Here is a 26,979-nt window from a genome sequence, read left to right on the forward strand (position 1 = left end):
GACCGGCATGGGCAGCCGCTGCATAGCGGCGCCAGCCGGCCACCGACGACCGATATTCCCATGATTCGGCCTCTCAGACTGCCTGATTTTTAGGCAGGCTTGCCAAGTTGTGCACAGAACGGGCCTGCGCCCGGCCGCACCTGCTGCGGATCGGGGCGGCATTCTTGCGCGGCCGGGGACGGGGCGCGTTGCTGGATGCCGGGGGCCGCAGCGCCCGCCGATCGGGGGCGCCGACGCCCTCGCCCCTCGCGCAGAAAGGTAGACTGGCATGAAGATCACCAAGTTCCTCCCGGCCGTGGCAGCCATGGTGCCGATACCGGCGACCGCCCTGGCCCAGGGCGCGGCCGAGACCGTGGCGGCCGGGCCGGACAGCGGCGACACCGCCTGGATGCTGGTTGCCACCGCGCTCGTCGCCTTCATGATCCTGCCGGGCATCGCGCTGTTCTATGGCGGGCTGGTGCGGGCCAAGAACGCGCTTTCCATCCTGACCCAGACCGCCATCATCGCCGCGGTGGTGATGGTGATCTGGGTGGTTTACGGCTACTCGATGGCCTTCGGCGGCGCCGAAAGCCGGTGGTGGGGCGGGTTCGACCGGCTGTTCCTGGCCGGGATCGGGCCGGACACGCTGTCGGGCAGCATTCCCGAATATGTCTTCGTCGCCTTCCAGATGACCTTCGCGGCGCTGACCCCGGTGCTGATCATCGGCGGCTTTGCCGAGCGGGTGCGGCTGTCGGGTGCGGTGGTGTTTGCCGCGCTTTGGGTGACGCTGGTTTATTTCCCCGTCGCCCACATGGCCTGGGCCCCCGCCGGCCTGTTCGCCGGCTGGGGGGCGATGGATTTCGCCGGCGGCACGGTGGTGCATATCAATGCCGGCATCGCGGCGCTGGTCGGTGCCTGGGTGATCGGCCCCCGCATCGGGCTGGGGCGAGAGCTGATGGCGCCGCATTCGCTGCCGCTGAGCTTCATCGGCGCCGCGATCCTGTTCGTGGGCTGGTTCGGCTTCAATGCCGGCTCGGCACTGTCGGCGGGCGGCAGCGCGGCGCTGGCGATGCTGAACACCTTTACCGCGACGGCGGGCGCCGCGCTGGCCTGGGTGGCGATCGAGGCGCTGCTGCGCGGCAAGGCCTCGGCCCTCGGGGTGATCTCGGGGATAATTTCCGGCCTGGTCGCCGTCACCCCGGCGGCGGGGTTCGTGGGGCCGGTCGCCGCGATCGGGCTGGGGGCGGCCGGTTCGGCAGCGGCCTATCTTTTCGTGACCGTGATCAAGCACCGGCTGGGCTATGACGACAGCCTCGACGTGTTCGGCATCCACGGCGTCGCGGGCATCGTCGGCGCGCTTGGCACCGGCATCCTTGCCGCGCCGTCGCTGGGCGGCACGGGCTATGCCGAGGGGGTGAGCATGGCCGCCCAGCTTTGGGTGCAGGTCAAGGCGGTGCTGGTCACCATCGTCTGGTGCGGCGTGCTGTCCTTTGCGCTCTACCGGCTGGTGGACGCGCTGGTCGGGCTGCGCGTCACCGCCGAGGCCGAGCGCCGGGGGCTCGACCTCACCTCGCAGGGCGAAGCCGCCTATCACATGTAAGCGGCGGTCGCGGCCCGGGGCAAAGCCGGGCCGCGGCATCATTCCGCGGGCAGCGCCGTGGCTTCCTCGACCAGCGGCTGCGGCAGGTGGCGCAGCATCTCGCGCGGGCAGACCTGCAGGAAGGCCGCGCGCTCGACATCCCAGCGGCTCAGGATATCGGTGGCGCGCTGGCTGCCGGTTTCTTCGGCATGGCGCGCGATCAGCCCACGCAGCTGCGTCTCCCAATGCGGGACGGTCACCGGGCAGGTGACCAGGCTGTCCATGTTCAGCAGCTGCGCCGCCAGCCCCTCGGGGTCATAGAGATAGGCCATCCCGCCCGACATCCCGGCGCCGAAATTGGCGCCGATGGCGCCGAGGATCACCGCCACGCCCCCGGTCATGTATTCGCAGCCATTGGTGCCGCAGCCCTCGACCACCACCTCGGCGCCGGAATTGCGCACCGCGAAGCGTTCGCCGGCGCGGCCGGCGGCGAACAGCTGGCCACCCGTGGCGCCATACAGCACGGTGTTGCCGATGATGGTGTTTTCGTGCGCGACCAGCGGCGACTCCATCCGCGGCCGCACCACGATCAGCCCGCCCGACAGCCCCTTGCCGACATAATCGTTGGCATCGCCCTGCACCTCGATCTTCAGGCCCCGCACGGCAAAGGCGCCCAGCGACTGCCCGGCCGATCCGGTCAGGCGGATGGTCAGGTGGTCGGGTTGCAGGCTGTTGTTCATGCCGAACCGGCGCACGATATGGTGCGAGGCGCGGGTGCCCACGGTACGGTGGGTGTTCCGCACCGCATAGGACAGCTGCATCTTTTCGCCCTCGTCGAAGAAGCGGGCAGCGTCGCGGATGATCTCCTGATCCAGCGTGTCGGGCACCGGGTTGCGGGGCTTTTCGCGGTCGTAGCGGATGGCATGGGCGTCATCGACGGTGATCAGCAGCGGGTTGAGGTCGAGGTCGTCCAGCTCCTTCGCGCCCCGGCTGACCTGGGTGAGCAGGTCGGCGCGACCGATCACCTCATTGATCGAACGGGCCCCGAGTTGCGCCAGAATCTCCCGCACCTCCTGCGCGTAGAAGGTGATCAGGTTCACCACCTTGTCGGCGCTGCCGGTAAAGCGGGCGCGCAGGGCCTCGTCCTGGGTGCAGACGCCGACCGGACAGGTATTCGACTGGCATTGCCGGACCATGATGCAGCCCATGGCGATCAGCGCGGCGGTACCGATGCCGTATTCCTCGGCCCCCAGCATGGCGGCGATGACGATATCGCGCCCGGTGCGCAGACCGCCATCGGTGCGCAGAGTCACCCGCTCGCGCAGCTTGTTCATCGCCAGCACCTGATGCGCCTCGGTCAGGCCCATCTCCCACGGCAGGCCGGCATATTTGATGCTGGTGCCCGGGCTGGCGCCGGTGCCGCCGTTATGGCCAGAGACGAGGATCACATCCGCCTTGGCCTTGGCCACACCCGCCGCGATGGTGCCGACGCCCGAGGAGGCCACCAGCTTCACCGTCACCTTGGCGCGCGGGTTGATCTGTTTCAGGTCGTAGATCAGCTGCGCCAGATCCTCGATGGAATAGATGTCGTGATGCGGCGGCGGCGAGATCAGCGTCACCCCCGGCGTGGCGTGGCGCAGCCGGGCGATCAGGCCGGTGACCTTCATCCCCGGCAGCTGGCCGCCCTCGCCGGGCTTGGCGCCCTGGGCGACCTTGATCTCCAGCTCCTCGCAGGCGTTGAGGTATTCCGCCGTGACGCCGAAACGGCCCGAGGCCACCTGCTTGATCTTCGCGGACGGGTTGTCGCCGTTCGGCTCGGGCAGGAAATGCGCCGGGTCCTCGCCGCCCTCGCCGCTGTCGGATTTGGCGCCGATGCGGTTCATGGCGACGTTCAGGGCCTTGTGAGCCTCGGGCGACAGCGCGCCGAGGCTCATGCCCGGCGTGACGAAACGCTTGCGGATGGCGGTGATCGATTCCACCTCCTCCAGCGGCACCGGGCGGCCCATCGGCTTGAAATCCAGCAGGTCGCGGATGTGGATGGGCGGGTTCGCCCGCATCGCCGCGGAATATTTCTTCCACAGGTCATAGCTGGCGCGGTCGCAGGCGGTTTGCAGCAGGTGCATGGTGGTGGCTTCCCAGGCGTGCTTTTCGCCCGAAGCCCGCGCCTTGAAGAAGCCGCCCACCGGCAGCGGCGCCAGCGCAGGGCCAAAGCCGCGCGCGTGCACCTCCTCCAGCTTCATCTGGATGCCGGACAGGCCGATGCCGGAAATCCGGCTCTGCATGCCGGGGAAATATTCGGCCACCATCGCGCGGCTGAGGCCCACGGCCTCGAAGTTCAGCCCGCCGCGATAGGAGGAGATCACCGAAATCCCCATCTTGGACATGATCTTCAGCAAGCCCGCGTCCACCGCGTCACGGTAACGCCGCATGGCCTCGGCCAGATCAAGGTCCAGCAGCCCGCGCGCGATGCGGTCGGCGACGGTATCCTGCGCCAGCCAGGGGTTCACGGTGGTGGCGCCGCAGCCGATCAGCACCGCGAAATAATGCGGGTCGATGCATTCGGCGCAGCGCACGTTCAGGCTGGTGAAGGTGCGCAGCCCCTTGCGGGTCAGCCAGCCATGCACGGCCGAGGTGGCCAGGATCATCGGCATCGCCGGCCGCCCCTCGCCCTGATGCTGGTCGGTCAGCACCAGATGGCCGGCACCGCCCTTGACCGCCGCCTCGGCCTCGGCGCGGATGCGTTCGAGGCCCAGCCGCAGCGCGTCCTCGCCGGGCGTAAAGGTGCAGTCGATGAGGGTTACCGAGGCGCCCAGCTCCTCGGTCATCACCCGGAATTCCTCGTTGGCGAGGAAGGGGGTTTCCAGCACCAGAATCTCGGTCTGGGCCGAGCTTTCGTCCAGCACGTTGGTCAGGTTGCCGAACCGGGTCTTCAGCGACATCACCCGGCTTTCGCGAAGGCTGTCGATAGGCGGGTTGGTCACCTGACTGAAATTCTGCCGGAAATAATGGCTCAGGGGCCGGTAGATCTTCGACAGCACCGCGGGCGGGGTGTCGTCGCCCATCGAGGCGATCATCTCCTTGCCGTCCTCGGCCATGGGCGCCAGCACCTGCTCGATCTCTTCCAGCGTATAGCCGGCGGCAAGCTGGCGGCGGCGCAGGTCCTCGCCGGTGAACAGCGGGATTTCCGGCAGGCGTTCGAGGGTCGGGGTCAGCTCGACCACCTTCTCGATCCAGTCGCCATAGGGCTGGGCGGCGGCCAGCCTGTCCTTCAGCGCGGCGTCGCGGTAAAGCCGCCCTTCGGCCATGTCCACGGCGATCATCTGGCCGGGACCAAGGGCGCCCTTTTCGCGCACGCTGGCCTCGTCCACCGGCACCATCCCGGCCTCGGACCCCGCGATCAGCAGCCCGTCGCCGGTGACGACATAGCGCATCGGCCGCAGACCGTTGCGGTCCAGCCCGCCGCAGACCCAGCGGCCGTCGGTCATCGCCAGCGCCGCCGGCCCGTCCCAAGGCTCCATCACCGAGTTGCAATAGGCATACATGTCCTGCCAGGCCTGCGGCAGTTCGATGGTGGATTTCGACCAGGCCTCGGGCACCAGCATGGTCTTGGCCATCGGCGCCGAACGCCCGCCGCGCACCAGCACCTCGAACACCGCATCCAGCGCGCCACTGTCCGACGCCCCGGCCGGGATGATCGGCTTGATCTCGTCCGCCATGTCGCCGAAGGCCGAAGAGGCCATGCGGATTTCATGGCTGCGCATCCAGTTCGAGTTGCCCTTCAGCGTGTTGATCTCGCCGTTATGGGCCAGCATGCGGAAGGGCTGGGCCAGCCACCACTGCGGGAAGGTGTTGGTGGAATAGCGCTGGTGATAGATGGCGAAGGCGGAAACGAAGCGCTCGTCCATCAGGTCGGGGTAGAAGGTGGCCACCTGCTCGGCCAGCATCATCCCCTTGTAGATGATCGACCGGCAGGACAGGCTGCACAGGTAAAGCCCCGTCACCTGTGCGGCGATGGCCGCCTTTTCGATGCGGCGGCGGATGACGTAAAGTTCGCGCTCGAAGGTCTCGAAATCGCTGCCCTTGGCGTTGCGGATCAGGATCTGCTCGATCTCCGGCCGCGTGGCATTGGCCTTTTCGCCCAGAACGGAAATATCCACCGGCACATGCCGCCAGCCATAGATGGCATGGCCCATGCGCAGCACCTCGGTCTCGACGATGGTGCGGCAGCGTTCCTGCGCACCGAAATCGGTGCGCGGCAGGAAGACCTGGCCGACGGCGATCAGCGCGTCCGGGTCCGGCTCGTGTCCGGTGCGGCGGATCTGGTCGTGAAAGAACGGCACCGGAATCTGCACATGGATGCCGGCGCCGTCGCCGGTCTTGCCATCGGCGTCGACCGCGCCGCGGTGCCAGACCGCCTTCAGCGCGTCGATGCCGTTAACGACGACCTGCCGCGAGGGCTTGCCGTCGATGGCCACCACCAGCCCGACGCCACAAGAGGAATGCTCGTCCTCGGCCCGGTAGAGGCTGTTTTCGTTCATGTATTGGCGGCGGGCTTCCTCATGGGCGACCCAGGCCTGATCGTGGTTCATGTCTCTGTCCTCGGCTCGGGTCATTGCGCGGCCACCATGGCGGGCTGGGCCAGTTCGGCGAGGATGGCCTCCGCGGCCTCGCGCCCGTCGCGGATCGCCCAGACCACCAGCGAAGCCCCGCGCACGATGTCGCCCACCGCATAGGTGCCGGGCAGGCTGGTGGCGTGGGTCGCGTCGGTCCTGATGGTGCCCCAGCGGGTCACGGTCAGCGCCGGCTCGTCCCACAGCATCGGCAGCTCCTCGGGCTCGAACCCCAGCGCCTTGATCACCAGATCGGCGGGCTCGTCGTAATCAGCGCCCTCGATCAGTTCCGGGCTGCGCCGGCCGCTGGCGTCGGGTGCACCCAGCCGCATGCGCTGGACGCGGACCGATTCCACGCGGGTATCGCCGCCAAAGCCCGCCGGCGCGGCCAGCCAGACGAATTCGACGCCCTCTTCCTCGGCATTCAGCACCTCGCGCTGGCTGCCGGGCATGTTCTCGCGGTCGCGGCGGTAGAGCAGCTTGACCGAGGCCGCCCCCTGCCGGATCGCGGTGCGCACGCAATCCATCGCCGTATCGCCGCCGCCGATCACCACCACGCGCTTGCCCTGGGCATTCAGCACCCCGGAATCGAACTCCGGCACCGCGTCGTCGAAACTTTTCCGGTTCGAGGCGGTCAGATAGTCCAGCGCCGCCACGATGCCGGGCAGGCTGTCGCCGCCCTCCAACTCCCGCGCCCGATAGACGCCGGTGGCGATCAGCACCGCGTCGTGCCGGCCGCGGATGGCCTGAAAGCTGATATCCACGCCCACGGTGCAATTCAGCACGAACTGCACGCCGCCGTCCTCCAGATGGCTGATGCGGCGCATGACCACCGGCTTTTCCAGCTTGAAGCCGGGGATGCCATAGGTCAGCAGGCCCCCGGCGCGGTCGTAGCGGTCATAGACGGTGACCTGCACGCCTGCCCGGCGCAGCGCCTCGGCCGCCGCCAGTCCGCCCGGGCCGGCACCGATGATGCCCACCGACTCAGGCCGCTCGGCCGCGGGGCGGATCGGCTGCACCCAGCCCTCGTCCCAGGCGGTGTCGGTCAGGAACTTCTCGATCGCGCCGATGGTGACGGTGCCGTGGCCGGCCTGTTCGATGACGCAGCTGCCCTCGCACAGCCGATCCTGCGGGCAGATGCGGCCACAGATTTCCGGGAACGTATTGGTGGACTGGCTGAGGTCGTAGGCGTCCCGCAGCCGGCCCTGCGCGGTCAGCATCAGCCAGTCGGGGATGTTGTTCTGCAACGGGCAATGCACCTGGCAATAGGGCACGCCGCACTGGCTGCACCGCGACGCCTGTTCGCGCGCCTTGTCACCGGCGTATTCGCGATAGATCTCGGCAAAGTCGGTGCGTCGGTGTTCGGGAGTTCGCTTTTCCGGCATCTCGCGCGGACGGGTGACGAACTGGAGCATCCGTTGCTGGGCCATGGCCTTGCCTCGATCTGGCGAATCGCGCGAACGCGGGAAATCAGCATGAGGGTTTGCGATGCTGCGCCGCAACAAAAAACCGCGGGAGCGGCGAAGATTCTGCACGGCCGCCTTTGCAACTGCAGCAAGTTTTCCGGCCGGCGAGGCGGCGGTAGGTGCGGGGAGCGGGGGGTCTTTAGTGGAAAGCGGGGGCAGAACCCGTTGATTATCTTGCTGGCGCTGTTCCCGCTGTTGAGCTCAGGGGGAGCACAAGAAGCGGAGCGACCGGCTGCAACCCCTCTGTCATCGGCACCAGGGCAAGTTCCGCGTCGACGACCCACGGGTGCCGGGTAGAAGCACTCGTCAATCGCAGCGGGCTGGGGTGGTGCGGCGATCCAGCTAGCCCCGGGCAAGCTCGCTGACATCTCTACGCCCGACGGTTACACCGACGAGGGCATCCAAACTCACCCCACCCTCCCTTGGAACATCATCTCGAAATGAAAAAGGGACGGGCACGCCAGCACGTGTCGGCTTGCCCATCCCCGCGCACAGCGGCGCTGATCCTCAGTTGGCCGGGACGAAGGCTCCTGCGGCCGCATCGACCTTCAGCATCCGGCCGGTCAGGCGCGACAGATGTGCCTCGGGGGTGAAGCTGACCGGAGACATGACGCCGAGATCGAAATCCGAGGTTTCGGCAATGCGCTCATTGACGCAATCTCGGGTCAGGTCGCGGCCGCAGGCTTCCATCGCGGCCGCCTGGATACGCAGTGCGATATAGGCGATCACCGAATAGCGGTTGAGCTTGGATACATCGTCGGCGGGCAAATGGGTGGCGGCCAGTTCCAGGAAGGGCGCAAGCTGCGGATCGGACATCGAGGGCACGAAGTCATAGATATAGACGCCGTCGCCCTCGGCGCCGAACAGCCCGATGGTTGGCGGGATATGGTCCACCCACGCGGCGGCGAAATGCGGCTTGTAGCCGATACCTGCCGCTTCCTTGAGAATCGAGGCGTGCGATGTCGGCAATCCGCCCAAGATAATGGCTGTCACCCCGGCCTCGCGTGCACGGATGACCTCTGACGCGAAATCGGTTTGATCCCGTTTGAAGCGCAGCATGAGTTTGGGGGCGTCCTTGCCATCGGCCTTCAGCTGCTCAATCAGCCCCTCTTCCCGCGCCGCGCCGGATTCATCGTCCTGCACGATGGCACCCCACACTTGCGGCCCATGTTTTTCCTCGATGTACCGGGCGATTTCAGCCGCGCCCTGTTGGTAGCTCATTCCGACGCCAAAGACCGACGGGCGCACCGGCTCGTAATGCGCATTGGTGGTGACCAGCGGGTTCATCGTAGGAATATTGCCGTCCTCGATCAACGGCATCATCGCGAGCCCGTGCGAGCCCCCCGAAATGATGTTGAGCGAAAAGATGTCGTTCACGTCGATCAGCTTTTGCAGGGCCTGCACCGATTTGGCTGGAATATACTCGTCGTCCTCGACGACAACGCGAATCTGGCGGCCGTTGATGCCACCTGCAGCATTGATCTCTGCCGCCGCCAGCCGGGTGCCAAGCGTGCCGGCATAGCCGAGCAGCCCAGGACCCCCGGTAAAGGGCGAGACCCCGCCGACCACGATCTCGGTATCGGTGACCCCGTGCTCCGCCGCCGCCACACTCGCGAAGAGCGCGACGCAAGCCATGGCGAACCAACCTGTTTTTCTCATTTTTCTTCCTCCCTGGTTAAACGTTCGGTTCAATGGCTGTAAGGCCATTCGGACCAGAACCGTTTGATGCGCTTCCACTGATGATTGAGCCCTTCGGGCTCCATCCGCAGAAAGAACATGATGACGAGCGCATAGATGATGCCCTTGATCTCGGCAGCGCTGCCGCTGGCAAGGGATCCGGTGAACGACCCGAATTGCCCGAGCACCCAGCGGCTCAGATCCGGCAGCAGGGTGATCAGGATCGCGCCCAATACAGCGCCCCGAACGCTGCCCAGGCCACCGACGATAATCATGGCGATTGCCTCGATGCTGAGGATCAGGCCGAAACTGTCGGTATTCAGGTAGCGGATGTTCAGGGCCATCAGCGAACCCGCCAGCCCGACGATGAAGGCGCTGACAGCGAACGCCAGCAGCTTGTAGCGCACAAGGTTGATACCCATCAGCGTCGCCGCAATGTCATAATCGTGCAGCGCGGCCCATGCGCGACCGACCCGGCAGCGCAAAAGGTTGAGCGTCGCAAGAATGACAAGAACCGCCACGGCCAGCGACAGGAAATACATCGCCATCTGCGATCGCATCGGGACCACGCCGAACAGGTCGGGCCGCCGCACCGGCAGTCCCGAAGACCCCCCGGTCAAGCTGTCCGCATCGTTGATGAGGTGGACCACGATGATCGAGAACGCCAGCGTGGTGATCGCCAGGTACAACCCCTTGAGTCGAAGCGAAGGAATGCCGACCAGCAGGCTCGCCGCCGCGGAGGCCACTCCGGAGGCCAGCATGGCCGAAGCCAGTCCCCAGCCGTAGCTCGTCGTCAGGATCCCGGTCGTATAGGCGCCGATCGCCAGGAACCCCGCCTGCCCCAGCGAGATCAATCCCGCCGTCCCCGTGACGATGTTCAGCCCCACCGCGCCGATCACCGCTATCAGCACCAGCGTGACATAAGCGAAAATATAGGTCGGCACCAACCAGGGCAAAGCCAATACGATCGCCATAAGCACGCCGTACCAGGCCCAGGTATCAGCATAGGGAAACAGGCTGCTCAGCTGGCTATAGGTTTCCTTGTAGGTTCTGGTCCGCATCACACCCTCTCGATGTTACGCTGGCCGAACAGGCCGTAAGGCCGGATCATCAGGACGAAAAGGATCACGACGAAGCCCGCAATTTCCTTGTAGGTCGCGGCCACATAGCCGCCAGTAAGGCTTTCCACGACGCCAATGATCAATCCGGCGACCGCCGATCCGATAACGGAATCGAGCCCGCCCAGGATCGTCGCCGGAAAGGCGCGGATGCCGATATGAGCCATGTCAGGGCCGATATGATTGATGTTGGCGAACAGGATGCCGGCAATACCCGCAATCAGCGCCGAAACCACCCAGGCCGTGCGATAAAGGCGCGTCACCGACACCCCCATCAGCATGGACACGGTGGCGTCTGAAGCCGTCGCCCGCATCGCGATCCCCACGATATTGAAGCGCAGAAAGGCCCACACCGCGACGCAGATCGCGCCATAGACAGCCAGCAGCACCATTTGCAAAGGCTGGATATAGACACCTGCAATGACAAAGGGCTGGACGGTCTCTGCCCCCGGAAAACGATAGGGATAGTTTCCCCAGATCAGGGCCGCGACCGAGCGGATCAGGATTGCTAGCGCAATCGTCATCATCACGAGCGAAAATACCGGCTGCCCCAGCATCGGCCGAACCACAAAGCGCTCAATCAGGAACCCTACGGCGACAGAGGAAACCAGAACCGCAAGTACGACCAGCAGAGCTGAGCCATCAGTACGCAGCGCAACGCTGTAAGCCATATAGGCGATCAGCATCATGATTTCGCCCTGGGCAAAGTTCACCACCCGGCTGACCTTGAAAATGATCGCGTAGCCCATGGCCAGCAAGCCGTAGAGCGCCCCTACGGCAAGCCCGGCAAAGACGAGGTTGAGAAAATAACTCATGCCGGTTCCTTCCCGTAGATACGCGCAATCTCGGTGGCATATTTCTTTTCAACGAAGGCGCGCTTGACCTTTTGGGTCGCGGTCAGCTCGCCATCGTCGTGATCAAGTTCCTTGGAGAGGATGACGAACTTCCGGATACTCTCGACCCTTGCAAGGCTGCTGTTCGCACGCTCCACTTCGCCCGAAACCAGCTCGTGGACTTCTGGCAATTGTGACAGCGAGCGATAGTTCGTATAGGCCAACCCGCGATCCTGAGCCCATTTGCCAACGGAATCCATGTTGATCTGGATCAGTGCCGCGACGAAGTGGCGCTGATCTCCCAGGATGATGGCCTCGCGGATATAGACCGATTCCTTCAGAGCATTTTCAAGCTCGGACGGGGCAATGTTTTTACCGCCCGAGGTGATGATAATCTCTTTCTTGCGGTCGACGATGCGGATCTCTTTCCCGTCCTCGGTACGCTCGGCAATATCGCCCGTCGACAGCCAGCCATCGGATGAAAGCACCTTGGCGGTCGCATCCGGATCGAACAGATAGCCGTGAAACACCGTCGGACTGCGGATCTCGATCTCGTCATCCTCGGCTAGTCGGTATTCCACCCCGTCAATTGGCGCACCAGCCGCCCCCGCCCGCATCGCGCCGCGATGCTGTACAAAGGTGATACCGCCGCTTTCCGTCAGGCCGTACACCTGAAATACCGGCAGACCAAGCACGGCAAAGAACAGCAACGTTTCGGGCGAAACCGGCGCCCCGCCGCAGATGCGCACCAGCGAGTGGTCGAGCCCCATGTGACGTTTCATCGCGCGGAAGATCAGCGCATCGGCCAGCAGCATCTCGAGCCGCTCGCCTAGGGTTTCCGGCCATGTCGTGTGTCCATCGCGCAACTGCCGCTCCACCCGCTGGCGAATACGCGCGAACACGCGCTCAAACAGCCATTTCTGAAAGCGCTTGCCCTCGTTCAATCCGATCAGCGCCCTCAGCCGGTGCTTTTCCCAGACACGCGGCATTCCCAGGAAGACCGTCGGACCGATCTCGCGGATATTGGTATCGACCGTATCTATCGATTCGGCGAAATTCACCGTGCCGCCGGTCAGGCAGTGCAGGTTTATCGAGCATATCCGTTCGGCCACATGGCATAAGGGCAGATAGCACAGCACAGAGTAATTATCCGCGTTCAGCCCATAGACTCGCACCAGTGCGGCGGCCGAATGCAGCAGGTTTCGATGCGATAGCTGCGCCCCCTTGGGCTTGCCCGTGGTGCCCGAAGTATAGACGATCACCCCGATATCGCCAGGGCCAATGGTCGCAAGGTTTTTCGACCAAAGCCGATCGGCCTGATCCCGATCCACCTGCGCAACCAGATCCTCCCAGAACAGCAGGCGCGGATCGTCATACTGCCGTACCCCTCTCGGATCCACGACAATGATCTTTTCCACCTCGGGCAATCCGTCACCGTTGCGGCTGGCGTCCAGAACCTTGTCGGTCTGTTCCTGATCGCCGCAAATCACGAAACGGCAACGCGAATGCTGCAGGATATATTGCAGCTCGAGCCAGGGGTTGGTCGGATAGACGCCCACTGTGACGCCGCCAAGCGACTGGATCGCGATATCGGCAATCAGCCACTCAGGGGTGTCGTCGCTTGCGATTGCCAGGCGATCGCCGCGCTGAAAGCCCAGCGACTTCAGCACCAGTGCGAAATCCCTTACCTTGCGTTCGTATTCGGCCCAGCTGGTGCCTTTCCAGATGCCGAGAACCTTTTCGCGGATCGCCACCCGGTTGGGCATCTCTTGCGCCCGTTGCGAAAGCAGATGCGGCAATGTGGCTGCCGCTGCCGCTATACGGTTGGACTGGCGCATCAGCTCCCTCCCCTGCCCAGATAGGCGTCGATCACGGCAGGATCGGCGGCAACGGCCGCTGGCGGCCCCGAGGCAATTGGCACGCCAAAGTTCAGCACATGCACCATGTCGGAAATATCCATGACCACGTTCATGTCATGCTCGATCATGATCACCGTCAGACCCAGTTCGTCGCGCAGATCCAGGACGAAACGGGCAATATCCTCTGTCTCTTCCTGGTTCATGCCCGACACCATTTCATCCAGCAGCAGCAACCTGGGGCGGGTCGCGAGGGCGCGGCCCATTTCGACACGCTTTTGCAACCCGTAAGGCAGGACCGATACGGGCGAATTCCGGATTTCCTCGATCTCGAGGAACTCGACAATGCGCTCGACCTCTTCGCGGGCGCGCCGTTCTTCTGCAGCTGCGCGACCAAACCTGAAGACACCCGCAAGCACACCCGCCTGAAGATGGGCGTGCATCCCCACCAGCAGGTTTTCGATCACCGTGCCATGCCGGAACAATGCCAGGTTCTGGAAGGTCCGGCCGATTCCCAGACGGGCAAGGTGATGAGGGCGGAAGTCGAGCAGGTTCTTGTCCTCGAACCTTATTTCCCCCGAACTCGGCTGGTAGAGCCGGCAGATCATGTTGAACAAGGTGGTCTTGCCGGCCCCGTTCGGCCCGATGAAGCTGGCGATCTCGCCCTGGCGCACCCGGATGGATACGTCAGAAAGCGCCTGCAAACCGCCGAACTTCTTCGACAGGTTCCGAATTTCCAGAATTTTCGGCGCTTCGATCATGACAGCCACCTTTTGCGGCGCCGGTAATGCTTCAGATCCCGAAAGGACTTGCGGTCGTCGGAGCGGTCCATTCCCAGATAGAACTCCTGGATCTCGGGGCTATCCAGCAAGGTGCGGGCGTCGCCGTCGAACACGACACGGCCGCGTTCCAGCACATAGCCCTTGTCGGACACTTCGAGGGCGATGCGCGCATTCTGTTCTACCAGAAGGATCGACAGGCCCTCGGCTTTGCGCAGCACGGCGATCGTTTCAAAGATCGTCGCGACGATCTTTGGCGCCAGGCCCAGTGACGGCTCATCCAGCATCAGCAGTTTGGGCCGCGCCATCAACGCGCGGCCAATCGCGACCATCTGTTGCTGGCCGCCGGAAAGATACCCGGCAACGCGGGTGCGATGCGGAACCAGATCCGGAAAGATCTGATAGATTTCCGCCAACCTCTGCCCCCGCTCGGCCGCGGGCAAGGTGAATCCCCCCATCAGGATATTTTCTTCGACAGTAAGGTCGACGAACAGGCGCCGGCCCTCGGGCACCTGACTGATTCCCGCCCGCACGATCTGCTCGGAGGCCATCCCGGCCAACGAGACGCCGCCGAAGTTGAGGCTTCCCTTGGTCAGCAGGCCGCGCTCTGGTCCCATGATCCCAGAGATGGCCTTCAGCAGGGTGCTCTTTCCCGCCCCGTTCGCTCCGAGCAGACAGACGATCTCGCCGGGCGCAACGGTAAGGGAAACGTCCCGGATGGCCTCGACGGTCCTATCGTAGAATATCTGCGCGTTGATGACCGATAGCTCAGCCATACGTGCCTTTTCCAAAGTCCATCTCCCCTCCCATGTCAGCCCTGCCGCATCTGCCTGCGGCTTATTACTCACATCTGATAATACGCTAGATGACTTTACACACGCGCGTCAATGACCTTGTGCGGGTGGTTGCATTGGCGCCCACGGGGGATCTGCTGTGATGATGATGCCCGACCGGATGGCGGCTCGAAGTCGCAATCGGAAGTTGCGCAGCCTTTCTCGATATCCGCACACCATCCAACAAAGCTAGGGGCCCGCACCAAGGGGGTGCCGTAAGCGCCGAAGGACAGATATCGGCAGGGTCACGTTGCAACCGAGGAAATATCGGTTGACACCATCAGATTCGCCGATGATGTTATCAAGATAACGATAAGCTAACTTCTCATGTCCCGGCGCCGCGGAGGAGGCGAAGCCGTGCCGACCGGGAAAGTGAAGCTCAGCCAAGCCGGAGGAGATAAATGGAGCAGGCAGCCGAAATTGAAGAGATCATCGGATCTCTGGCCCGGATAGCGGAATGCCCCTCCGACTATGCCGCCGACTGGGAGAGCCGCACCGGCGGCAAGGTCGTCGGCATCCTGCCGATGAACTTTCCCGCTGAAATCGTGCATGCCGCAGGGGCGCTGCCGGTGATTGTCCAAGAGGACGACGCCGCGATCTCCTATGGGCGCAGCCTGCTGCATGAATTCTACTGCGGCTACACCCGCAGCCTGGTCGATCAGGCGGCGACGGGGAAGCTGGCATGCTATGACGGGATCTTCCTGGTCGATCACTGCGTGGCGCTGTTGGGGGCGGTGGACGCCATCCGCTTCGAGCTTCCCGACACGCCGGTCTTCCTTGCGCAGTTCACCGCCTCGATGGACGAAACCACGACCCGCCCGCAGATCGCGGGGCGGATCGGCGAGCTGCGCCAGCGGCTGGAGGAGCTTTGCGGCGAACCGATCACGGACGACGCGATCCACCGCAGCATCGCCGCCTATAACCGCAACCGCGGCCTGCTGCGTCGCGTGTACGAGATGCGCCGTGCTGGCCGCATTGCCCTGAGCGGTCGCCAGATGCAGGCACTGGTGAAATCCGCCATGGTGATGGATGTCGAGGAACACAGCGCCCGGATGGCGCGGCTCCTGTCGCTGCTGGAGGCGCAGCCCCCAGCCCCGTCGGCAAAGGTGAAGCTGCATCTCTCCGGTCATTTCTGCCATGCGCCCAGGCCCGAGCTGTTCGACATGATCGAAAGCTGCGACGTCACCGTGGTCGATGACGATATCTATACCGGATACCGCTTCATCTCGACGGATGTGCCGGACCATGCCGATCCGGTCGAGGCGCTGACGGGATGGTATTTCGCCCGCAACAACAATGTGCCCTGTTCCACCCGCGCCCAGAAGACCGTCGATTGGGAAAGCTATCTGGGGCAGGCCCTGGAAAACACCGGCGCGCAGGGCGTCATCGTCCTGGTTCCCAAGTTCTGCGAGCCGCACATGCTCTACTACCCCGAGCTGCGGAAGGAGTTCCACAGACGGGGCATCCCTCACCTGCTGATCGAGACCGAGCACGAGGGGCTGGCCCTCGAAATGCTCAAGACGCGGGTCGAGGCCCTGGTCGAGGTCATCCGCCGTCCCGCCGTCATTCGGGAACCCGCCTGAGCCAACCGATTCGGAGGAGCACGAAATGTCTGTCACCACGGAATCCGCAAATCACGGCCCCGGCGCCCCCCGTCCCGCTCCGCGCGCCAACCGGCTGGTCAGCACCCGCGCCGGCGGGGAAATGGTCAGGAACTACTGGGACAACCTGTTCACCGCACGCGAACGCGGCGCCACGGTGGTCTGGTACAACGGCGCCGCGATCAACCCGATCCTGCAGGCCGCCGGCGTCGAATGGTGCCACGGCGAGGCGTTCGGCGCGCGGCTGGCCGCGATGCATCTGGAAGAGCCCGCCCAGCAAGAGGGCGAGGCCTATGGCTATATCAATGAGCTATGTTCCTATGCGCGCACCACGCTGGGGTGCGCGCTGCTGACCAGGAAAGAGGCGTCGCGCAGGGTCGAGGTCGACCAGGCCCCGGGCGTGCCCGACAAGGAGGTCCTGGCCGCCCGCCTGCCGCCGCCGGATCTGTTCGTGAATGCTTACGCGGGTTGCAGCACCGGCCAGCAATGGGACGAGATTTCCTATCGCCTCTTCGACAAGCAGCTGCCGTTCTTCAAGGTTTCCTACCCGCTGCTGTGGGGCAACAAGCCCGATGCCGGCTATCTGCGGGGCGAGGAATGGGACAATGCCTCAAAATATGTGGCGGGCCAGCTCTATAACCTGATCGAGTTCCTTGAACACCAGACCGGCAACAAGTTCGACTGGGAAGGCCTGCGCGAGTCGATGCATTACATCAAGCGCGCCGCGCAGCTGCGGCTGGATGCGCTGGAACTGTGCAAGGCCAGGCCCACCCCGGCGGTGTTCTGGGACTGGGTCGCCAGCATCGCGCCGATCAATTTCCTGCCCGGCAATCAGGCGCTGGTCGATTACTTCCAGGGCGTGAAGACCGAGATCGAGCAGCGGCTGGAACAGGGGGTCAGCGCGCTGCCGAACGAACGCTACCGCCTGGCCTTCGACGGGATCATGAACTGGAACAAGGTGGGCTGGCTGGCCAACAAGTTCGCCGAACATGACGCCGCCGTGGTCTGCGGGCGCTACACCCACAACAGCTTCTGGCACGAACCGCAACTGATCGACGAGGACGACCCGATCCTGGGCATGGCGCAGCATTACCTGCTGTGCCCGTTCAATCACAGCGCGCAGAATCTGGCCGAACAGGTGCTGGGCGATTGCGAGACCTACGGGATCGAGGGGATCGTGTTCCACGCCACCCGGACCTGCCGCTCGGCCACCAACGGGCAGCTGGTGCTTGCCAAGATGGCACAGCAGCGGGGGCTGCAGACCATGTTCTTCGAGGGCGATGTCGCGGACGAAAGCTTCTACAAGGACGAGATCCTGCAAAGCCGGCTGGAGGCGATGCTGGAAACCATCGACGTGCAGCGCACCCGCTTGTCCTGAGGAAAGGTGGAGCGCCGAGCACACGTGAGCGCTACTTTAAGCCATTCGATTCGCCCCGGCGCAATGATCGGGAACGAGGGGGCGGAGGCGACAAGGACTCAGGCTCGCCGGAACGGGGGAAATCCATGACTGCAGCGTACTTCAGAAACATTGTTCCCAGTTTTGTGACGCTCCAACCCCTTGCCCGACGCTCCCGCCACTGCCCCGACCGCCGGGAAAACTCCCGGAAACATTGACGCCGCCTTCAAGTGAGTTATACTCACCACCATCAACCTGCCACCTTGGAGGGAGAGTGACATGAAGTCCTGTGTGATGGGGATCGACTTCGGCTCCACCACCGCCAAGGCGGTGATCCTCGATCTCGGGGGGCGGATGCTGGCCTCGCAGGTCGCGCATATGGGGGCGGTCAGCGGCGAAGGGGTGGCGGCGGCGATTGCCGGGGCGCTCGACGCCGCCGGGCTGGCGCAGGCGGATATCGGGCGCACCGTCGCCACCGGCTACGGCCGCCGCATGCTCGACATCGCCGACAGGAACTATACCGAGATCACCTGCCACGCCCGCGGCGCCGTCGCCATGGTGCCGCAGGCGCGGGTGGTGATCGACATCGGCGGCCAGGACAGCAAGGTGATCGCGGTCGATGCCCAGGGGCTGGTAATGCAGTTCACCATGAACGACCGCTGCGCCGCCGGCACCGGCAAGTTCTTCGAGGTGCTGGCCCGCGCCATGGAGATCGAGCTCGAGGACATGGGCGCGCTGGCGTTGCAGGCGCAACAATCGCTGAAGATCTCCAGCATGTGCGCGACCTTCGCCGAGACCGAGGTGATCTCGCTGCTGGCCGAGGGCCGGTCCAAGGCCGATATCCTGGGCGGGGTCCATGCCGCGGTCGCCACCCGCACGGTGGGGCTGGTGGGGCGGGTCGGGCGCAAGGGTCCGATCGTGATGACCGGGGGTGTGGCGCGCAACCCGGCGGCGGTGCATTACATCGAGAAGGCCCTGGGCGAGGCGCTGATCCTGCCCGAGGCCCCGCAGATCGCCGGGGCGCTGGGGGCGGCGCTGATCGGGCTGGACGATTACCGCCGCGAGCACCGCGAGGAACTGGAAGGCGACGACGCGCTCGAGGCGCAGATGGCGCTGGACAAGGCCTGCGTGCCGGGCTGCCGGGGCGTGCCGGAACTGGCACCCCCGCCCGCGACGGCGCCGCGCGGCAACGCCGCGGCGCTGTGGAAGCGCATCCAGTCGCATCTGTGACCATGCAGAACTTTCCCGCCCTGCGCCTGATCCTCAAGCTCGGCCGCTGGTGGGCGCTGTGCTGCGGCCTGATCGCCGCCGCCGCCACCGCGCTGCTGCTTTACCCGCTGCTCGGCGCCCTCGCGATCCTGCCGGCGCTGTTTGCGCTGGGGTTTGGCTATTACCTGGGGAAGAGCTACGTCGAGCTGGTTACCATCATTGTCACAACGGTGAATTGAAGGGGCGAATTGCCCTTCGCTCAGAAAAGCAGCGGCTCCAGCGCGGGACCATATCCGTCCTCGGCCTGCAGGCGCAGGAACCGCTTGTCGCCATGCAGCTCGACCACCGGTTCCACGACCCGCGCCGGCCGCCCCGCCGCGGCCGCGATCGCATCGGCGACGCTGCCAGCCCGGGCCAGCAGCGACAGGTTCATCCGGGTGGGAAAGACGATGGTCCGCTCGCCTCTCGCGGCCATGTCCAGCGCGGCGGGGGCGGTGATCCATTCGACCATGATCGTCTCTCGCCCGTCGGCCCGCGCCACCTGCTCGGCCGGGGCCTGGACGAGATAGAAATACGTATCGAAGCGCTTGGCCACCACCGGCGGGGTGCGCCAGCGCGCAAACAGCGACAGTGAGCGCAGGTCGGGCCGCAGCCCCTGCTGCTGAAGATGGGCCAGAAAGCTGGCCTCGCCCCGATCCATGGCGGCGCGCAGGGCCCTGGTATCGCCGGGGCTCGTCCGATAGCCCTGAACCGCGGGCAGGATACCACATTCCTCGAAGGTTTCCCGGATGGCGCTGATGCGGGGGCCGCGTTCGCTTTCGGGGATGTCGTCCCAGCCCTCGACCTGCGCCCTCCAGGCAGGATCGAGATCCGAGGGCTCGACCTTGCCGCCGGGAAACAGCATCGCGCCCGAGAAATGGTCGATGGCCTGGTTACGCTTGACCATCAACACCTCGACCGCCGGCGCTTCGCGCACCAGCATCATGGTCGAGGCGATCCTTACCGGTGCGTCATCGGACATCTGGAAGCTCCGTTATCGAGGGCAGGGAATCTGGCGTTCGTAAGTTACAGGTCATTGCACTTGCGCCGGCGGCGGAAACCGCCGCAACGCCGGTCATGCCTCCTGCACGGCGATCTGGCCTGCAACAACCCCCTGGCGGATCAGATCGGCGATCCGGCCCTCGCCGATGCCGCGCTGCCGCAGCGCGGAAACACCGGTCTGCGCCGCAACCGGCGGCGGGCGAACGTCGCCCGGGGTCGAGCGGCTGAAACGCGGCGCAGGCGCCGGCTCGATCACGCCATTGCCGCGCAAGAAGCTGCCGCGCGCCTGTGCCAGCTCGTGCGCCGGGGCCTCGGCCATGTCGAGGACCGGGGTGACGCAGGCGTCGATTCCGTCGAACGCGGACTCCCACTCATCGCGGGTGCGGGTCGCAAACACCTCGGCAAAGGCGGTACGCAGCCGCGGCCAGCCCGCGCGATCGTTCTGGTCCGGCAGATCGGCATCCGCCAGCCCCAGCACCGCAAGCAGTTCGGCATAGAAGCGCTTTTCGACCGCCCCCACCGCCATATAGCCGCCGTCGCTGGTCCGATAGGTCGTATACCAGGGCGAGCCGCCGTCGGCGGTGTTGCTGCCGCGCTGAAGGTCCCACTGGCCGGCCTGCCAATATCCGTAATGCATGGTCATCAACGAGCCGACGCCATCCACCATCGCCGCATCGACCACCTGACCCTGCCCGGACTGCTGACGCTCGCGCAGCGCCGCTAGCAGCCCCAGTGCCAGATAAAGCGCCCCTCCGCCGAAATCGCCGATATAATTGAGCGGGACCACCGGCGGCGCGTCTGGCGACGGTCCGATGGCCGCCAGCGCCCCGCTCATCGCGATATAGTTGATGTCGTGACCGGCACGGGCGGCCAGCGGGCCGGTCTGCCCCCATCCGGTCATGCGGCCGTAGATCAGGCCGGGGTTGGCTGCCATGCAGGGCTCGGGGCCAAGGCCCAGACGCTCCATCACGCCGGGGCGGAAACCCTCGATCAGCAGGTCGCTGTCGCGGATCAGCTCCAGCACCAGCCTTACCCCCTCGGGGGATTTCAGATCGACGGCCAGCGCCTGCTTGTTGCGGTTCAGCAGGTCATAGCGGGTCGGGACGTCGAAACCCAGGTCGGCGCTGGTCACCCGCTGGATGCTAAGCACCTCGGCGCCAAGATCGGCCAGCAACATGCCGCAGAACGGAGCCGGGCCAAGCCCCGCCATTTCGATGACTTTCAGACCGGAGAGCGGCCCCATGATTTATCCTTCCGATATTGTGTCGACCCGAGGCGGCCTAGATTTTCTGGTCGTGATCCCTGGTCAGCGCAGCCTCCAGCCGCGCCAGCCGCGCCTCGATCCGCTCGACCCGCTCGGGCAGCGGCAAAGTCCCCTCGGGCGGCGCGTTGCGGTTGCGCATGCCCTCATAGATCAGGTCGGTCAGTTCGCGTGCGACATCCGTCACGACGATCCGCCCCTCGCCGCGCAGATGCCCCCAGGTCTCGTGCTCCATCGCGCCGAAGACGACCGAGCGGATGAGCCGGGTCGAGATCCTGTCGTGGAACTCGCCCGACGCGATGGCTTCCTGGCAGACCTCGCGGATCGCCGAGGTATAGGTGCGGTTCAGCTTGTAGATCCGCATCTGGCGATAATTGGGATCCGGTCGCACCTCGGTCAGCAGGAAACGGGACAGGCCGGGAAAGTCATAGGTCGTCCGCAGCGCCGAATGGATAAGATAATAGATCCGCTCGCGCGTCCCGGTCACATGCGCATAGGCGGCACCGATGCGGTATTCCTGTTCCATCCAGTCTTCCGCCACCCGCAGCATCAGGTCGCGCTTGGACTTGAAGAAGCGATAGATCGTGCCTTCCACGATGCCGCATTCCGCAGCGATCTCGGCGACGGAGACCGCATTGTAGTCGCGTTCCGCAAGCATCCGCCGGGCGACGGACAGGATCATCGACACCCGCTGCTTTTGCGGCATCCGCGACTTGCGCCGGGGCAGATCGGTGGCAACGCTCTGATCTTGGGTCAAGGTCCTGTCCCTTTCCGGCTTACATGGTCTTGACCAGGATCAGCGAAAGCGCTGGCACCGCCACCAGCAGCGCGATCCGCAGCAGGTCGGAAATCAGGAAGGGCAGCACGCCGCGATAGGTTTCCATCAGGCTGACATCCCGGGCCATCTTGTTGACGACGAACACGTTCATTCCCACCGGGGGCGTGATCAGGCCGATTTCCACCACCGTAAGCGCAAGGATGCCGAACCACAGCGATTTTTCCTGCGGCGACAGGCCGAACAGATCAAGCTGCACCACGATGGGAAAGAACAGCGGCACGGTCAGCATGATGATCGCCATGGATTCCATCACGCAGCCCAGGACGATGTAGATGAGCAGCATCCCCAGGATGATCATGATCGGGGTGACGCCGCTGCTGACGATGATATCCGCGATCTGATGGGTCATGTTGGTTAAGGCCAGCGCCGCGTTCAGCATGTCCGCGCCCAGCAGGATGACGAAGATCATCACCGTCGCCTCGGCAGTGCCCAGCAGGCATTGCAGGAAGCCGGCGGGCTTCAGTTCCCCCGACAGCGCCGCGATCAGCCCGCAGGCGAACACCTCTACGGCCGAGGCCTCGGTCGGGCTGGCCCAGCCGCGATAGATGCTCAGGATGACGACCAGAAAGACGACGGCCACCGGCAGCACCCCGATGAACGAGCGCAGGATCTCGACCAGCGCGGCGGGAACGCCGGCCGGCCCGGCCTGTGGGTTGCGGGAAACCACCAGCATCACCACCAGCATGTAACCGATCACGGCGATGATCGCAGGCACGATGGCGGCGATGAACAGCTTGCCAATCGATTCCCCGGTCAGGATCGCATAGATCACCAGCGGGACCGAAGGCGGGATCAGGATCCCCAGGGTGCCGCCCGCGGCCACCGCCCCGGTGGCCAGCCCCGGCGAATAGCCGCGCTGGCGCATTTCCGGCAGCGCCACCTGACCCATGGTCGCTGCGGTGGCCAGCGAACTGCCGCAGACCGAGGCGAAACCGGCGCAGGCGCCGATGGTGGCCACCGCGACGCCGCCGCGGAACCGCCCGAGCACCGCATTCACGAACCGGAACAGCGCCCGTGATAATCCGCCATGGGTGGCGAACTGCCCCATCATGATGAACATCGGGATGACGATCAGGTCGAAATTGGACAGCCGGGCATAGGTGACGTTCTTGGTCCAGGCCAGCAGGACCTCGACCGAGCCGACCACATAGACAAAGCCCGCCGCACCGCAGAGAAACATCGCCGTGCCCACCGGCATCCGCAGCAGGATCAGCAGCACCGTCAGGCCGAGGATCAGCAGCCCCAGGGTCATCGGTTCCATCGCTCAGATCCTCCCGAGTCGAAATGTCTGGGCCATCCTGTCGGTCACCTGCTGTGGTGCGACGGCCTGAAACAGGCCGACCACGCCGAACAGGCCCAGACCCGGCGCCATTGCCAGCTGCCAGTAGCCCTCGCGCCAGGCGAGCAAGGTCGAGATCGCGTGGCTTTCAAGGCTGCCCAGGCCCAACGCCGCCGTGCGCGCCGCCAGCAGCAGACCCAGACAGCCGAGGCTGAGATACCCGATCCGGTTCAGCACCTGCTGCACCGCGCGCGGCAGCGACCTGGTGGCGAAATCGACGGCGACATTGCCATGCCGGACCTGGCACCAAGCAAACAGCAGCGAGGCGGCAACAGCCCCGCCCATCTGGACGATCTCGACATCGCCCCGCACCTGCCAGCCCATGGTCTTGCGCGCCACGATCGAAATCGTCAGCAGAGTCGCCAGTCCGCAGAACATCAACCCTCCGGCGGCGGCGGCCACCAGCGCCGAACCGTGCAGAATGCGTGCCGCGCCCAGCCACGGACGCAGACCCCCTTGTGCGGTGTTGCCGGCCATGCGGCCGGTCCTTGCTGTCATGTCTGCCATCCTGTCCTCGGAAGCGAGATGATGAACGAAGCGGAAGGTCCCCGGCCCGCGGTCGTGGCGGACCGGGCGGCGCTTACTGGTTTTCGTATTTGGCGATCAGCGCCGTGGCGGTCTCGTAAAGCGCGGCTCCATCGGCCCCGCTCCGGTCGACCTCTTCGATCCAGCGCTGGCGGACCACCTCCATCCGCTTCACCCACTCGGCATATTGCGCATCGTCGATGACGTGGACCCTGGCGCCGCGCTCCATCGCCGCCTCGCGGTCCTCGACGCCCTTTCGCCGGTAGATCTCGCTCATCTGGCGCGAGGCCTCGACCCCGGATGCCTCGTCGATCACCGCCTGCAGATCCGCCGGCAGGCGGTCGTAGGCGCGCTCGCCGATCACGAACATGGCGATCGAGTTGGTAAACGGACGGCTGCCATCTGCGAAGACGGTGTGGGCGCTGGTTTCTTCCTGCATGTTGAGCATGCGGACCGCACTCCACGGGATCATCACCCCGTCGATCACGCCGCGCGACAGCGATTCAGTGATCGCATTGGCCGGCAGCTGCACAGGCAAGGCACCGACCTGCTCCAGCGCAATGGCGCCATAGCGGCCGGGCGAGCGGATCTTGAGCCCGCGCATCTCGTCCATGGTCTGCAGCGCCTCGGCCTTGAAATGCAGGACCGACGGGTCGCCGACCGCCACCCACAGGGGACGCACGCCGCTATACTCGTCAGGCACGTGCTCGGTGACATATTCATACATCGCCATGGCGGTGACCGGCTCGGTTCCCGCGATGAAGGGCAGCTCAAAGACCTCGCTGCGCAGATAGCCGCCGGGCTGGTACGAGGGCACGGTGAAGACCGCATCGACGATGCCGTCCCGCGCCTGGTCGATCAGTTGCGCAGGCGTGCCGCCCAGCTGCATCGCGGGGTAGATCTGGCAGGCCATCCGCCCGTCCGAGCGGGTCTTGATGGTCTCGCACCAGTGTTCGACCATGTCCGTCGCCGGAAACGCCGTTGACGGCAGGAAGTGATGGACGCGCAAGGTGACGTCCTGCGCCGCGGCTTGGCCGGCTGCCGCCAGCAGGGCGGACGTGACGAGTGGGAACAGGGCTTTCATCGTGTGACCTCCGGGTCGGTTTGCTGGATCGATGTCTGGCAGTGCAGGCGAGAGGCGATTTCGGTGATCTCGGCCGCGGCCTCGGCTGCAAGAGGGGCGGCGAACACTGCTCGATCCCCCCGCGGGCCGGTGGTCAGCTCAAAGCCGGGGGCGCCGGCGCCGAACCGGTCCGACAGCGCCCGCTGCAATGCCCGCCGCTTGGCGTCGAAGCGCAGCGCGACCTTGGAGATCTTGCCCACCGGCGTCAGCGGCAGCGCGTCCAGGATATGGATTTCCCGGGGCAAGGCGGCGCGTTCGGCAATCCGTCCGGCGCACCAGTCGCGCAGGGCGGTGCCGCTGGTGACGGCCCCCTCCATCAGCTCGACATAGGCGACGGGCATCTCGCCCTTGTCGGCGTCAGGCTCGGCCACGGCGGCGCACAGGCGCACCGCCGGATGGGCGTCCAGCACATCCTCGATTAGGCGGGGGTCGATATTGTGGCCGCCGCGGATGATCAGGTCCTTGGCGCGCCCCGAAAGCCACAGGTAACCGTCGCCATCCAGCCGCCCGATGTCGCCGGAATTGCCCCAGACCGAGCCGTCGCGCGGGTCAGTGACGAAAAATTCGGGGTCGCGGTCAGGCAGATTGTAGCCAAGCATCAAGCTTGGCCCCTGCGCAACCACGACCCCGCAACTGTCCGGGGGGAGGTCACGGTCAATGCGGCTGTGGCCGTCGATCTCGACGACCCGCAAGGTATAGCCGGGCAAGGCCCGCCCGACGGACCCGACCCGCGGGCGGGTGGAGGGATCGGGATGGCCGGTGATGGTGCCATGCGTCTCGGTCAGGCCCCAGTTCTCGCGCAGCCAGATCCCGAAGCGCTGGTGGAACCGCTCCATCAGGTCGACGGGGATCGTCGCGCCGCCGCAATGGAAATCGGTGATCCGATGGTGGACCCGGCCTTCCGGGCTGGCTTGCAGTATCGCCGCCGCCGTCGTCGGCGTGGAAAGGACCGAGGTGACGCCGAACTCCTCCATCAACGGCCAGAAATTCGCGACCACCTCGCGGTCCCGGAACCCGCGCGAGGTCAGCGTCAGCAGGGTCTGGCCGAACAGCAGGCTGCGGGTTCCCAGCGGGATCAGCCCGCCACAGTGAAAGTTCGGCATCCCGTTGGCAACCACCGTCTCGGGCTCGGGGCCCATCAGGGTGCCGGTGTTCCAGGACACGATCAGCAACCGGCGCTGCGACATGCGGACCAGCTTGGGCAGTCCGGTGGTGCCGCCGGTGGGCATCGTCACCACGACATCCTCGGGCCCGGTCAGCCCCGCCAGCGGGGCCTCCGTTCCGACACCCGCCAGCGCGTCGTCAAATCCACGCGCGGGGTCGGTCTCTCCGACCAGCAGGATATGCCGCAACTCGGGCATGATCTCCCGCAACCGGTCCAGGTCGCGCCACACCCCGTCGCCGCCGGCGGCCGTGGTGGTGGTCACCAGTGTCGTCACCTGGCCCGAGCGCAGGATCCCTGCCAGCGCCTCGACTTCCAGATAGGGGTTGACCGGCAGCAGCGTGCCCACCGCCATCGCCGCCCACGAGGCGACCAGCCCCTCGGCGACCATCGGCAGGACCACCGCCACAACCGGCCGCTGCCCGGGTCCGGCATGTGACTGGAACAGCCGGCCGGCACGCTCGATCCGGTCCAGCATCTCGGCATAGGAAAGGGTGCTGCGCGGGCCGCCGGGAACGCCACGATGCAACTGGATGATCGCGGGTTTATCGGGTTGCGCCGCCGCCGTGGCGCGCAGGCATCCCAGAACGGTCGTCGCGGGGACAAGCGCCTCGATGGGCCAGCGCGCGATTTCCGTGCGGTCCGAGTCGGTCAGGCAGCGGGCGCGCGCAACCCGCCCCGGCAGCGGCGCATACCCGGGCAGCCAGGGCAGAACCGCGGCCTGGCTGGCGTTGCGCATCGACATGTCCATGTT

General features: G+C 65.4%; 20 protein-coding genes. 5 read left to right on the forward strand and 15 right to left on the reverse strand.

The features are described 5' to 3' along the window. Positions 1–268: 268 nt before the first annotated feature. Entirely contained in the window at positions 269–1,579 is a 1,311-nt protein-coding gene (locus tag BUB57_RS01300) for an ammonium transporter (RefSeq protein WP_073060744.1), read from the forward strand. Between the two features lie 38 nt (positions 1,580–1,617). Here the strand turns inward: BUB57_RS01300 and gltB are convergent, their stop codons facing one another. From gltB to BUB57_RS01340, 8 genes are all read right to left on the reverse strand, one after another. Continuing rightward, the gene (gene gltB / locus BUB57_RS01305; protein WP_073060745.1) at positions 1,618–6,147 is read right to left on the reverse strand and encodes a glutamate synthase large subunit; all 4,530 of its coding nucleotides are present in this window, start codon (positions 6,145–6,147) and stop codon (positions 1,618–1,620) included. A gap of 20 nt (positions 6,148–6,167) precedes the next feature. Next, the gene (locus BUB57_RS01310) at positions 6,168–7,598 is read right to left on the reverse strand and encodes an NAD(P)-dependent oxidoreductase (protein ID WP_073060746.1); all 1,431 of its coding nucleotides are present in this window, start codon (positions 7,596–7,598) and stop codon (positions 6,168–6,170) included. Positions 7,599–8,141: 543 nt separating this feature from the next. Continuing rightward, on the reverse strand, positions 8,142–9,293 hold the full coding sequence (locus BUB57_RS01315; protein ID WP_159435541.1) for an ABC transporter substrate-binding protein: 1,152 nt from the start codon (positions 9,291–9,293) through the stop codon (positions 8,142–8,144). 29 nt (positions 9,294–9,322) lie between these two features. Continuing rightward, positions 9,323–10,372: a branched-chain amino acid ABC transporter permease gene (locus tag BUB57_RS01320; RefSeq protein ID WP_073060748.1), complete on the reverse strand. Its 1,050-nt coding sequence runs from the start codon at positions 10,370–10,372 to the stop codon at positions 9,323–9,325. Beyond that, positions 10,372–11,244, reverse strand: coding sequence for a branched-chain amino acid ABC transporter permease (locus BUB57_RS01325; RefSeq protein ID WP_073060749.1), 873 nt, complete (start codon positions 11,242–11,244; stop codon positions 10,372–10,374). The genes BUB57_RS01320 and BUB57_RS01325 overlap by 1 nt, the downstream gene beginning before the upstream one ends. Beyond that, positions 11,241–13,100: an AMP-dependent synthetase/ligase gene (locus BUB57_RS01330; RefSeq protein WP_073060752.1), complete on the reverse strand. Its 1,860-nt coding sequence runs from the start codon at positions 13,098–13,100 to the stop codon at positions 11,241–11,243. The genes BUB57_RS01325 and BUB57_RS01330 overlap by 4 nt, the downstream gene beginning before the upstream one ends. Further along, the gene (locus tag BUB57_RS01335) at positions 13,100–13,879 is read right to left on the reverse strand and encodes an ABC transporter ATP-binding protein (RefSeq protein WP_073060755.1); all 780 of its coding nucleotides are present in this window, start codon (positions 13,877–13,879) and stop codon (positions 13,100–13,102) included. The genes BUB57_RS01330 and BUB57_RS01335 overlap by 1 nt, the downstream gene beginning before the upstream one ends. Beyond that, positions 13,876–14,673, reverse strand: coding sequence for an ABC transporter ATP-binding protein (locus BUB57_RS01340; protein ID WP_073060758.1), 798 nt, complete (start codon positions 14,671–14,673; stop codon positions 13,876–13,878). The genes BUB57_RS01335 and BUB57_RS01340 overlap by 4 nt, the downstream gene beginning before the upstream one ends. A 458-nt stretch (positions 14,674–15,131) precedes the next feature. Here BUB57_RS01340 and BUB57_RS01345 point away from each other — a divergent pair, with 458 nt between their 5' ends. The 4 genes from BUB57_RS01345 (at position 15,132) to BUB57_RS01360 (ending at position 19,175) form a co-directional block, all read left to right on the forward strand. Continuing rightward, positions 15,132–16,313, forward strand: a complete 1,182-nt coding sequence (locus BUB57_RS01345; RefSeq protein WP_073060762.1) for a 2-hydroxyacyl-CoA dehydratase subunit D — start codon at positions 15,132–15,134, stop codon at positions 16,311–16,313. A 25-nt stretch (positions 16,314–16,338) separates the two neighbouring features. Beyond that, on the forward strand, positions 16,339–17,709 hold the full coding sequence (locus BUB57_RS01350) for a 2-hydroxyacyl-CoA dehydratase subunit D (protein ID WP_073060765.1): 1,371 nt from the start codon (positions 16,339–16,341) through the stop codon (positions 17,707–17,709). Between the two features lie 297 nt (positions 17,710–18,006). After that, positions 18,007–18,957, forward strand: a complete 951-nt coding sequence (locus tag BUB57_RS01355) for an acyl-CoA dehydratase activase (protein ID WP_073060768.1) — start codon at positions 18,007–18,009, stop codon at positions 18,955–18,957. Between the two features lie 2 nt (positions 18,958–18,959). Further along, positions 18,960–19,175 (forward strand): hypothetical protein, encoded by a 216-nt coding sequence (locus BUB57_RS01360; protein WP_073060770.1) that lies wholly within the window; start codon positions 18,960–18,962, stop codon positions 19,173–19,175. Positions 19,176–19,195: 20 nt separating this feature from the next. On the opposite strand, the gene BUB57_RS01365 is transcribed toward BUB57_RS01360, so the two are convergent. The 7 genes from BUB57_RS01365 to BUB57_RS01395 all read right to left on the reverse strand — a co-directional run bounded on the left by BUB57_RS01365 (position 19,196) and on the right by BUB57_RS01395 (position 26,976). Beyond that, positions 19,196–19,957: an NUDIX hydrolase gene (locus tag BUB57_RS01365; RefSeq protein WP_073060774.1), complete on the reverse strand. Its 762-nt coding sequence runs from the start codon at positions 19,955–19,957 to the stop codon at positions 19,196–19,198. A 93-nt stretch (positions 19,958–20,050) separates the two neighbouring features. Beyond that, positions 20,051–21,220, reverse strand: a complete 1,170-nt coding sequence (locus tag BUB57_RS01370) for a CaiB/BaiF CoA transferase family protein (RefSeq protein ID WP_073060777.1) — start codon at positions 21,218–21,220, stop codon at positions 20,051–20,053. A 37-nt stretch (positions 21,221–21,257) separates the two neighbouring features. Further along, positions 21,258–21,995: a TetR/AcrR family transcriptional regulator gene (locus tag BUB57_RS01375; protein ID WP_143159561.1), complete on the reverse strand. Its 738-nt coding sequence runs from the start codon at positions 21,993–21,995 to the stop codon at positions 21,258–21,260. Positions 21,996–22,014: 19 nt separating this feature from the next. Beyond that, a complete protein-coding gene (locus BUB57_RS01380; protein WP_073060785.1) occupies positions 22,015–23,337 on the reverse strand; it encodes a TRAP transporter large permease in 1,323 nt (440 codons plus the stop codon). 3 nt (positions 23,338–23,340) lie between these two features. Then, positions 23,341–23,892 (reverse strand): TRAP transporter small permease subunit, encoded by a 552-nt coding sequence (locus BUB57_RS01385; RefSeq protein ID WP_073060789.1) that lies wholly within the window; start codon positions 23,890–23,892, stop codon positions 23,341–23,343. 103 nt (positions 23,893–23,995) lie between these two features. Then, positions 23,996–25,024, reverse strand: a complete 1,029-nt coding sequence (locus tag BUB57_RS01390; protein ID WP_073060791.1) for a TRAP transporter substrate-binding protein — start codon at positions 25,022–25,024, stop codon at positions 23,996–23,998. Further along, complete coding sequence (locus BUB57_RS01395) at positions 25,021–26,976, reverse strand: AMP-binding protein (RefSeq protein WP_073060794.1); 1,956 nt, start codon at positions 26,974–26,976, stop codon at positions 25,021–25,023. The genes BUB57_RS01390 and BUB57_RS01395 overlap by 4 nt, the downstream gene beginning before the upstream one ends. Between the last annotated feature and the right edge of the window lie 3 nt (positions 26,977–26,979).

The organism is Paracoccus solventivorans, from assembly GCF_900142875.1.
GTDB classification, from domain to species: domain Bacteria; phylum Pseudomonadota; class Alphaproteobacteria; order Rhodobacterales; family Rhodobacteraceae; genus Paracoccus; species Paracoccus solventivorans.

Coding starts and splice junctions, on each gene's coding strand:
- BUB57_RS01395 (WP_073060794.1), bottom strand. CDS start 26,976: ATGGACATGTCGATGCGCAACGCCAGCCAGGCCGCGGTTCTGCCCTGG.
- BUB57_RS01370 (WP_073060777.1), bottom strand. CDS start 21,220: ATGGGGCCGCTCTCCGGTCTGAAAGTCATCGAAATGGCGGGGCTTGGC.
- BUB57_RS01390 (WP_073060791.1), bottom strand. CDS start 25,024: ATGAAAGCCCTGTTCCCACTCGTCACGTCCGCCCTGCTGGCGGCAGCC.
- BUB57_RS01385 (WP_073060789.1), bottom strand. CDS start 23,892: ATGGCCGGCAACACCGCACAAGGGGGTCTGCGTCCGTGGCTGGGCGCG.
- BUB57_RS01320 (WP_073060748.1), bottom strand. CDS start 10,372: ATGCGGACCAGAACCTACAAGGAAACCTATAGCCAGCTGAGCAGCCTG.
- BUB57_RS01300 (WP_073060744.1), top strand. CDS start 269: ATGAAGATCACCAAGTTCCTCCCGGCCGTGGCAGCCATGGTGCCGATA.
- BUB57_RS01325 (WP_073060749.1), bottom strand. CDS start 11,244: ATGAGTTATTTTCTCAACCTCGTCTTTGCCGGGCTTGCCGTAGGGGCG.
- BUB57_RS01310 (WP_073060746.1), bottom strand. CDS start 7,598: ATGGCCCAGCAACGGATGCTCCAGTTCGTCACCCGTCCGCGCGAGATG.
- BUB57_RS01340 (WP_073060758.1), bottom strand. CDS start 14,673: ATGGCTGAGCTATCGGTCATCAACGCGCAGATATTCTACGATAGGACC.
- gltB (WP_073060745.1), bottom strand. CDS start 6,147: ATGAACCACGATCAGGCCTGGGTCGCCCATGAGGAAGCCCGCCGCCAA.
- BUB57_RS01345 (WP_073060762.1), top strand. CDS start 15,132: ATGGAGCAGGCAGCCGAAATTGAAGAGATCATCGGATCTCTGGCCCGG.
- BUB57_RS01365 (WP_073060774.1), bottom strand. CDS start 19,957: ATGTCCGATGACGCACCGGTAAGGATCGCCTCGACCATGATGCTGGTG.
- BUB57_RS01350 (WP_073060765.1), top strand. CDS start 16,339: ATGTCTGTCACCACGGAATCCGCAAATCACGGCCCCGGCGCCCCCCGT.
- BUB57_RS01380 (WP_073060785.1), bottom strand. CDS start 23,337: ATGGAACCGATGACCCTGGGGCTGCTGATCCTCGGCCTGACGGTGCTG.
- BUB57_RS01355 (WP_073060768.1), top strand. CDS start 18,007: ATGAAGTCCTGTGTGATGGGGATCGACTTCGGCTCCACCACCGCCAAG.
- BUB57_RS01330 (WP_073060752.1), bottom strand. CDS start 13,100: ATGCGCCAGTCCAACCGTATAGCGGCAGCGGCAGCCACATTGCCGCAT.
- BUB57_RS01315 (WP_159435541.1), bottom strand. CDS start 9,293: ATGAGAAAAACAGGTTGGTTCGCCATGGCTTGCGTCGCGCTCTTCGCG.
- BUB57_RS01360 (WP_073060770.1), top strand. CDS start 18,960: ATGCAGAACTTTCCCGCCCTGCGCCTGATCCTCAAGCTCGGCCGCTGG.
- BUB57_RS01335 (WP_073060755.1), bottom strand. CDS start 13,879: ATGATCGAAGCGCCGAAAATTCTGGAAATTCGGAACCTGTCGAAGAAG.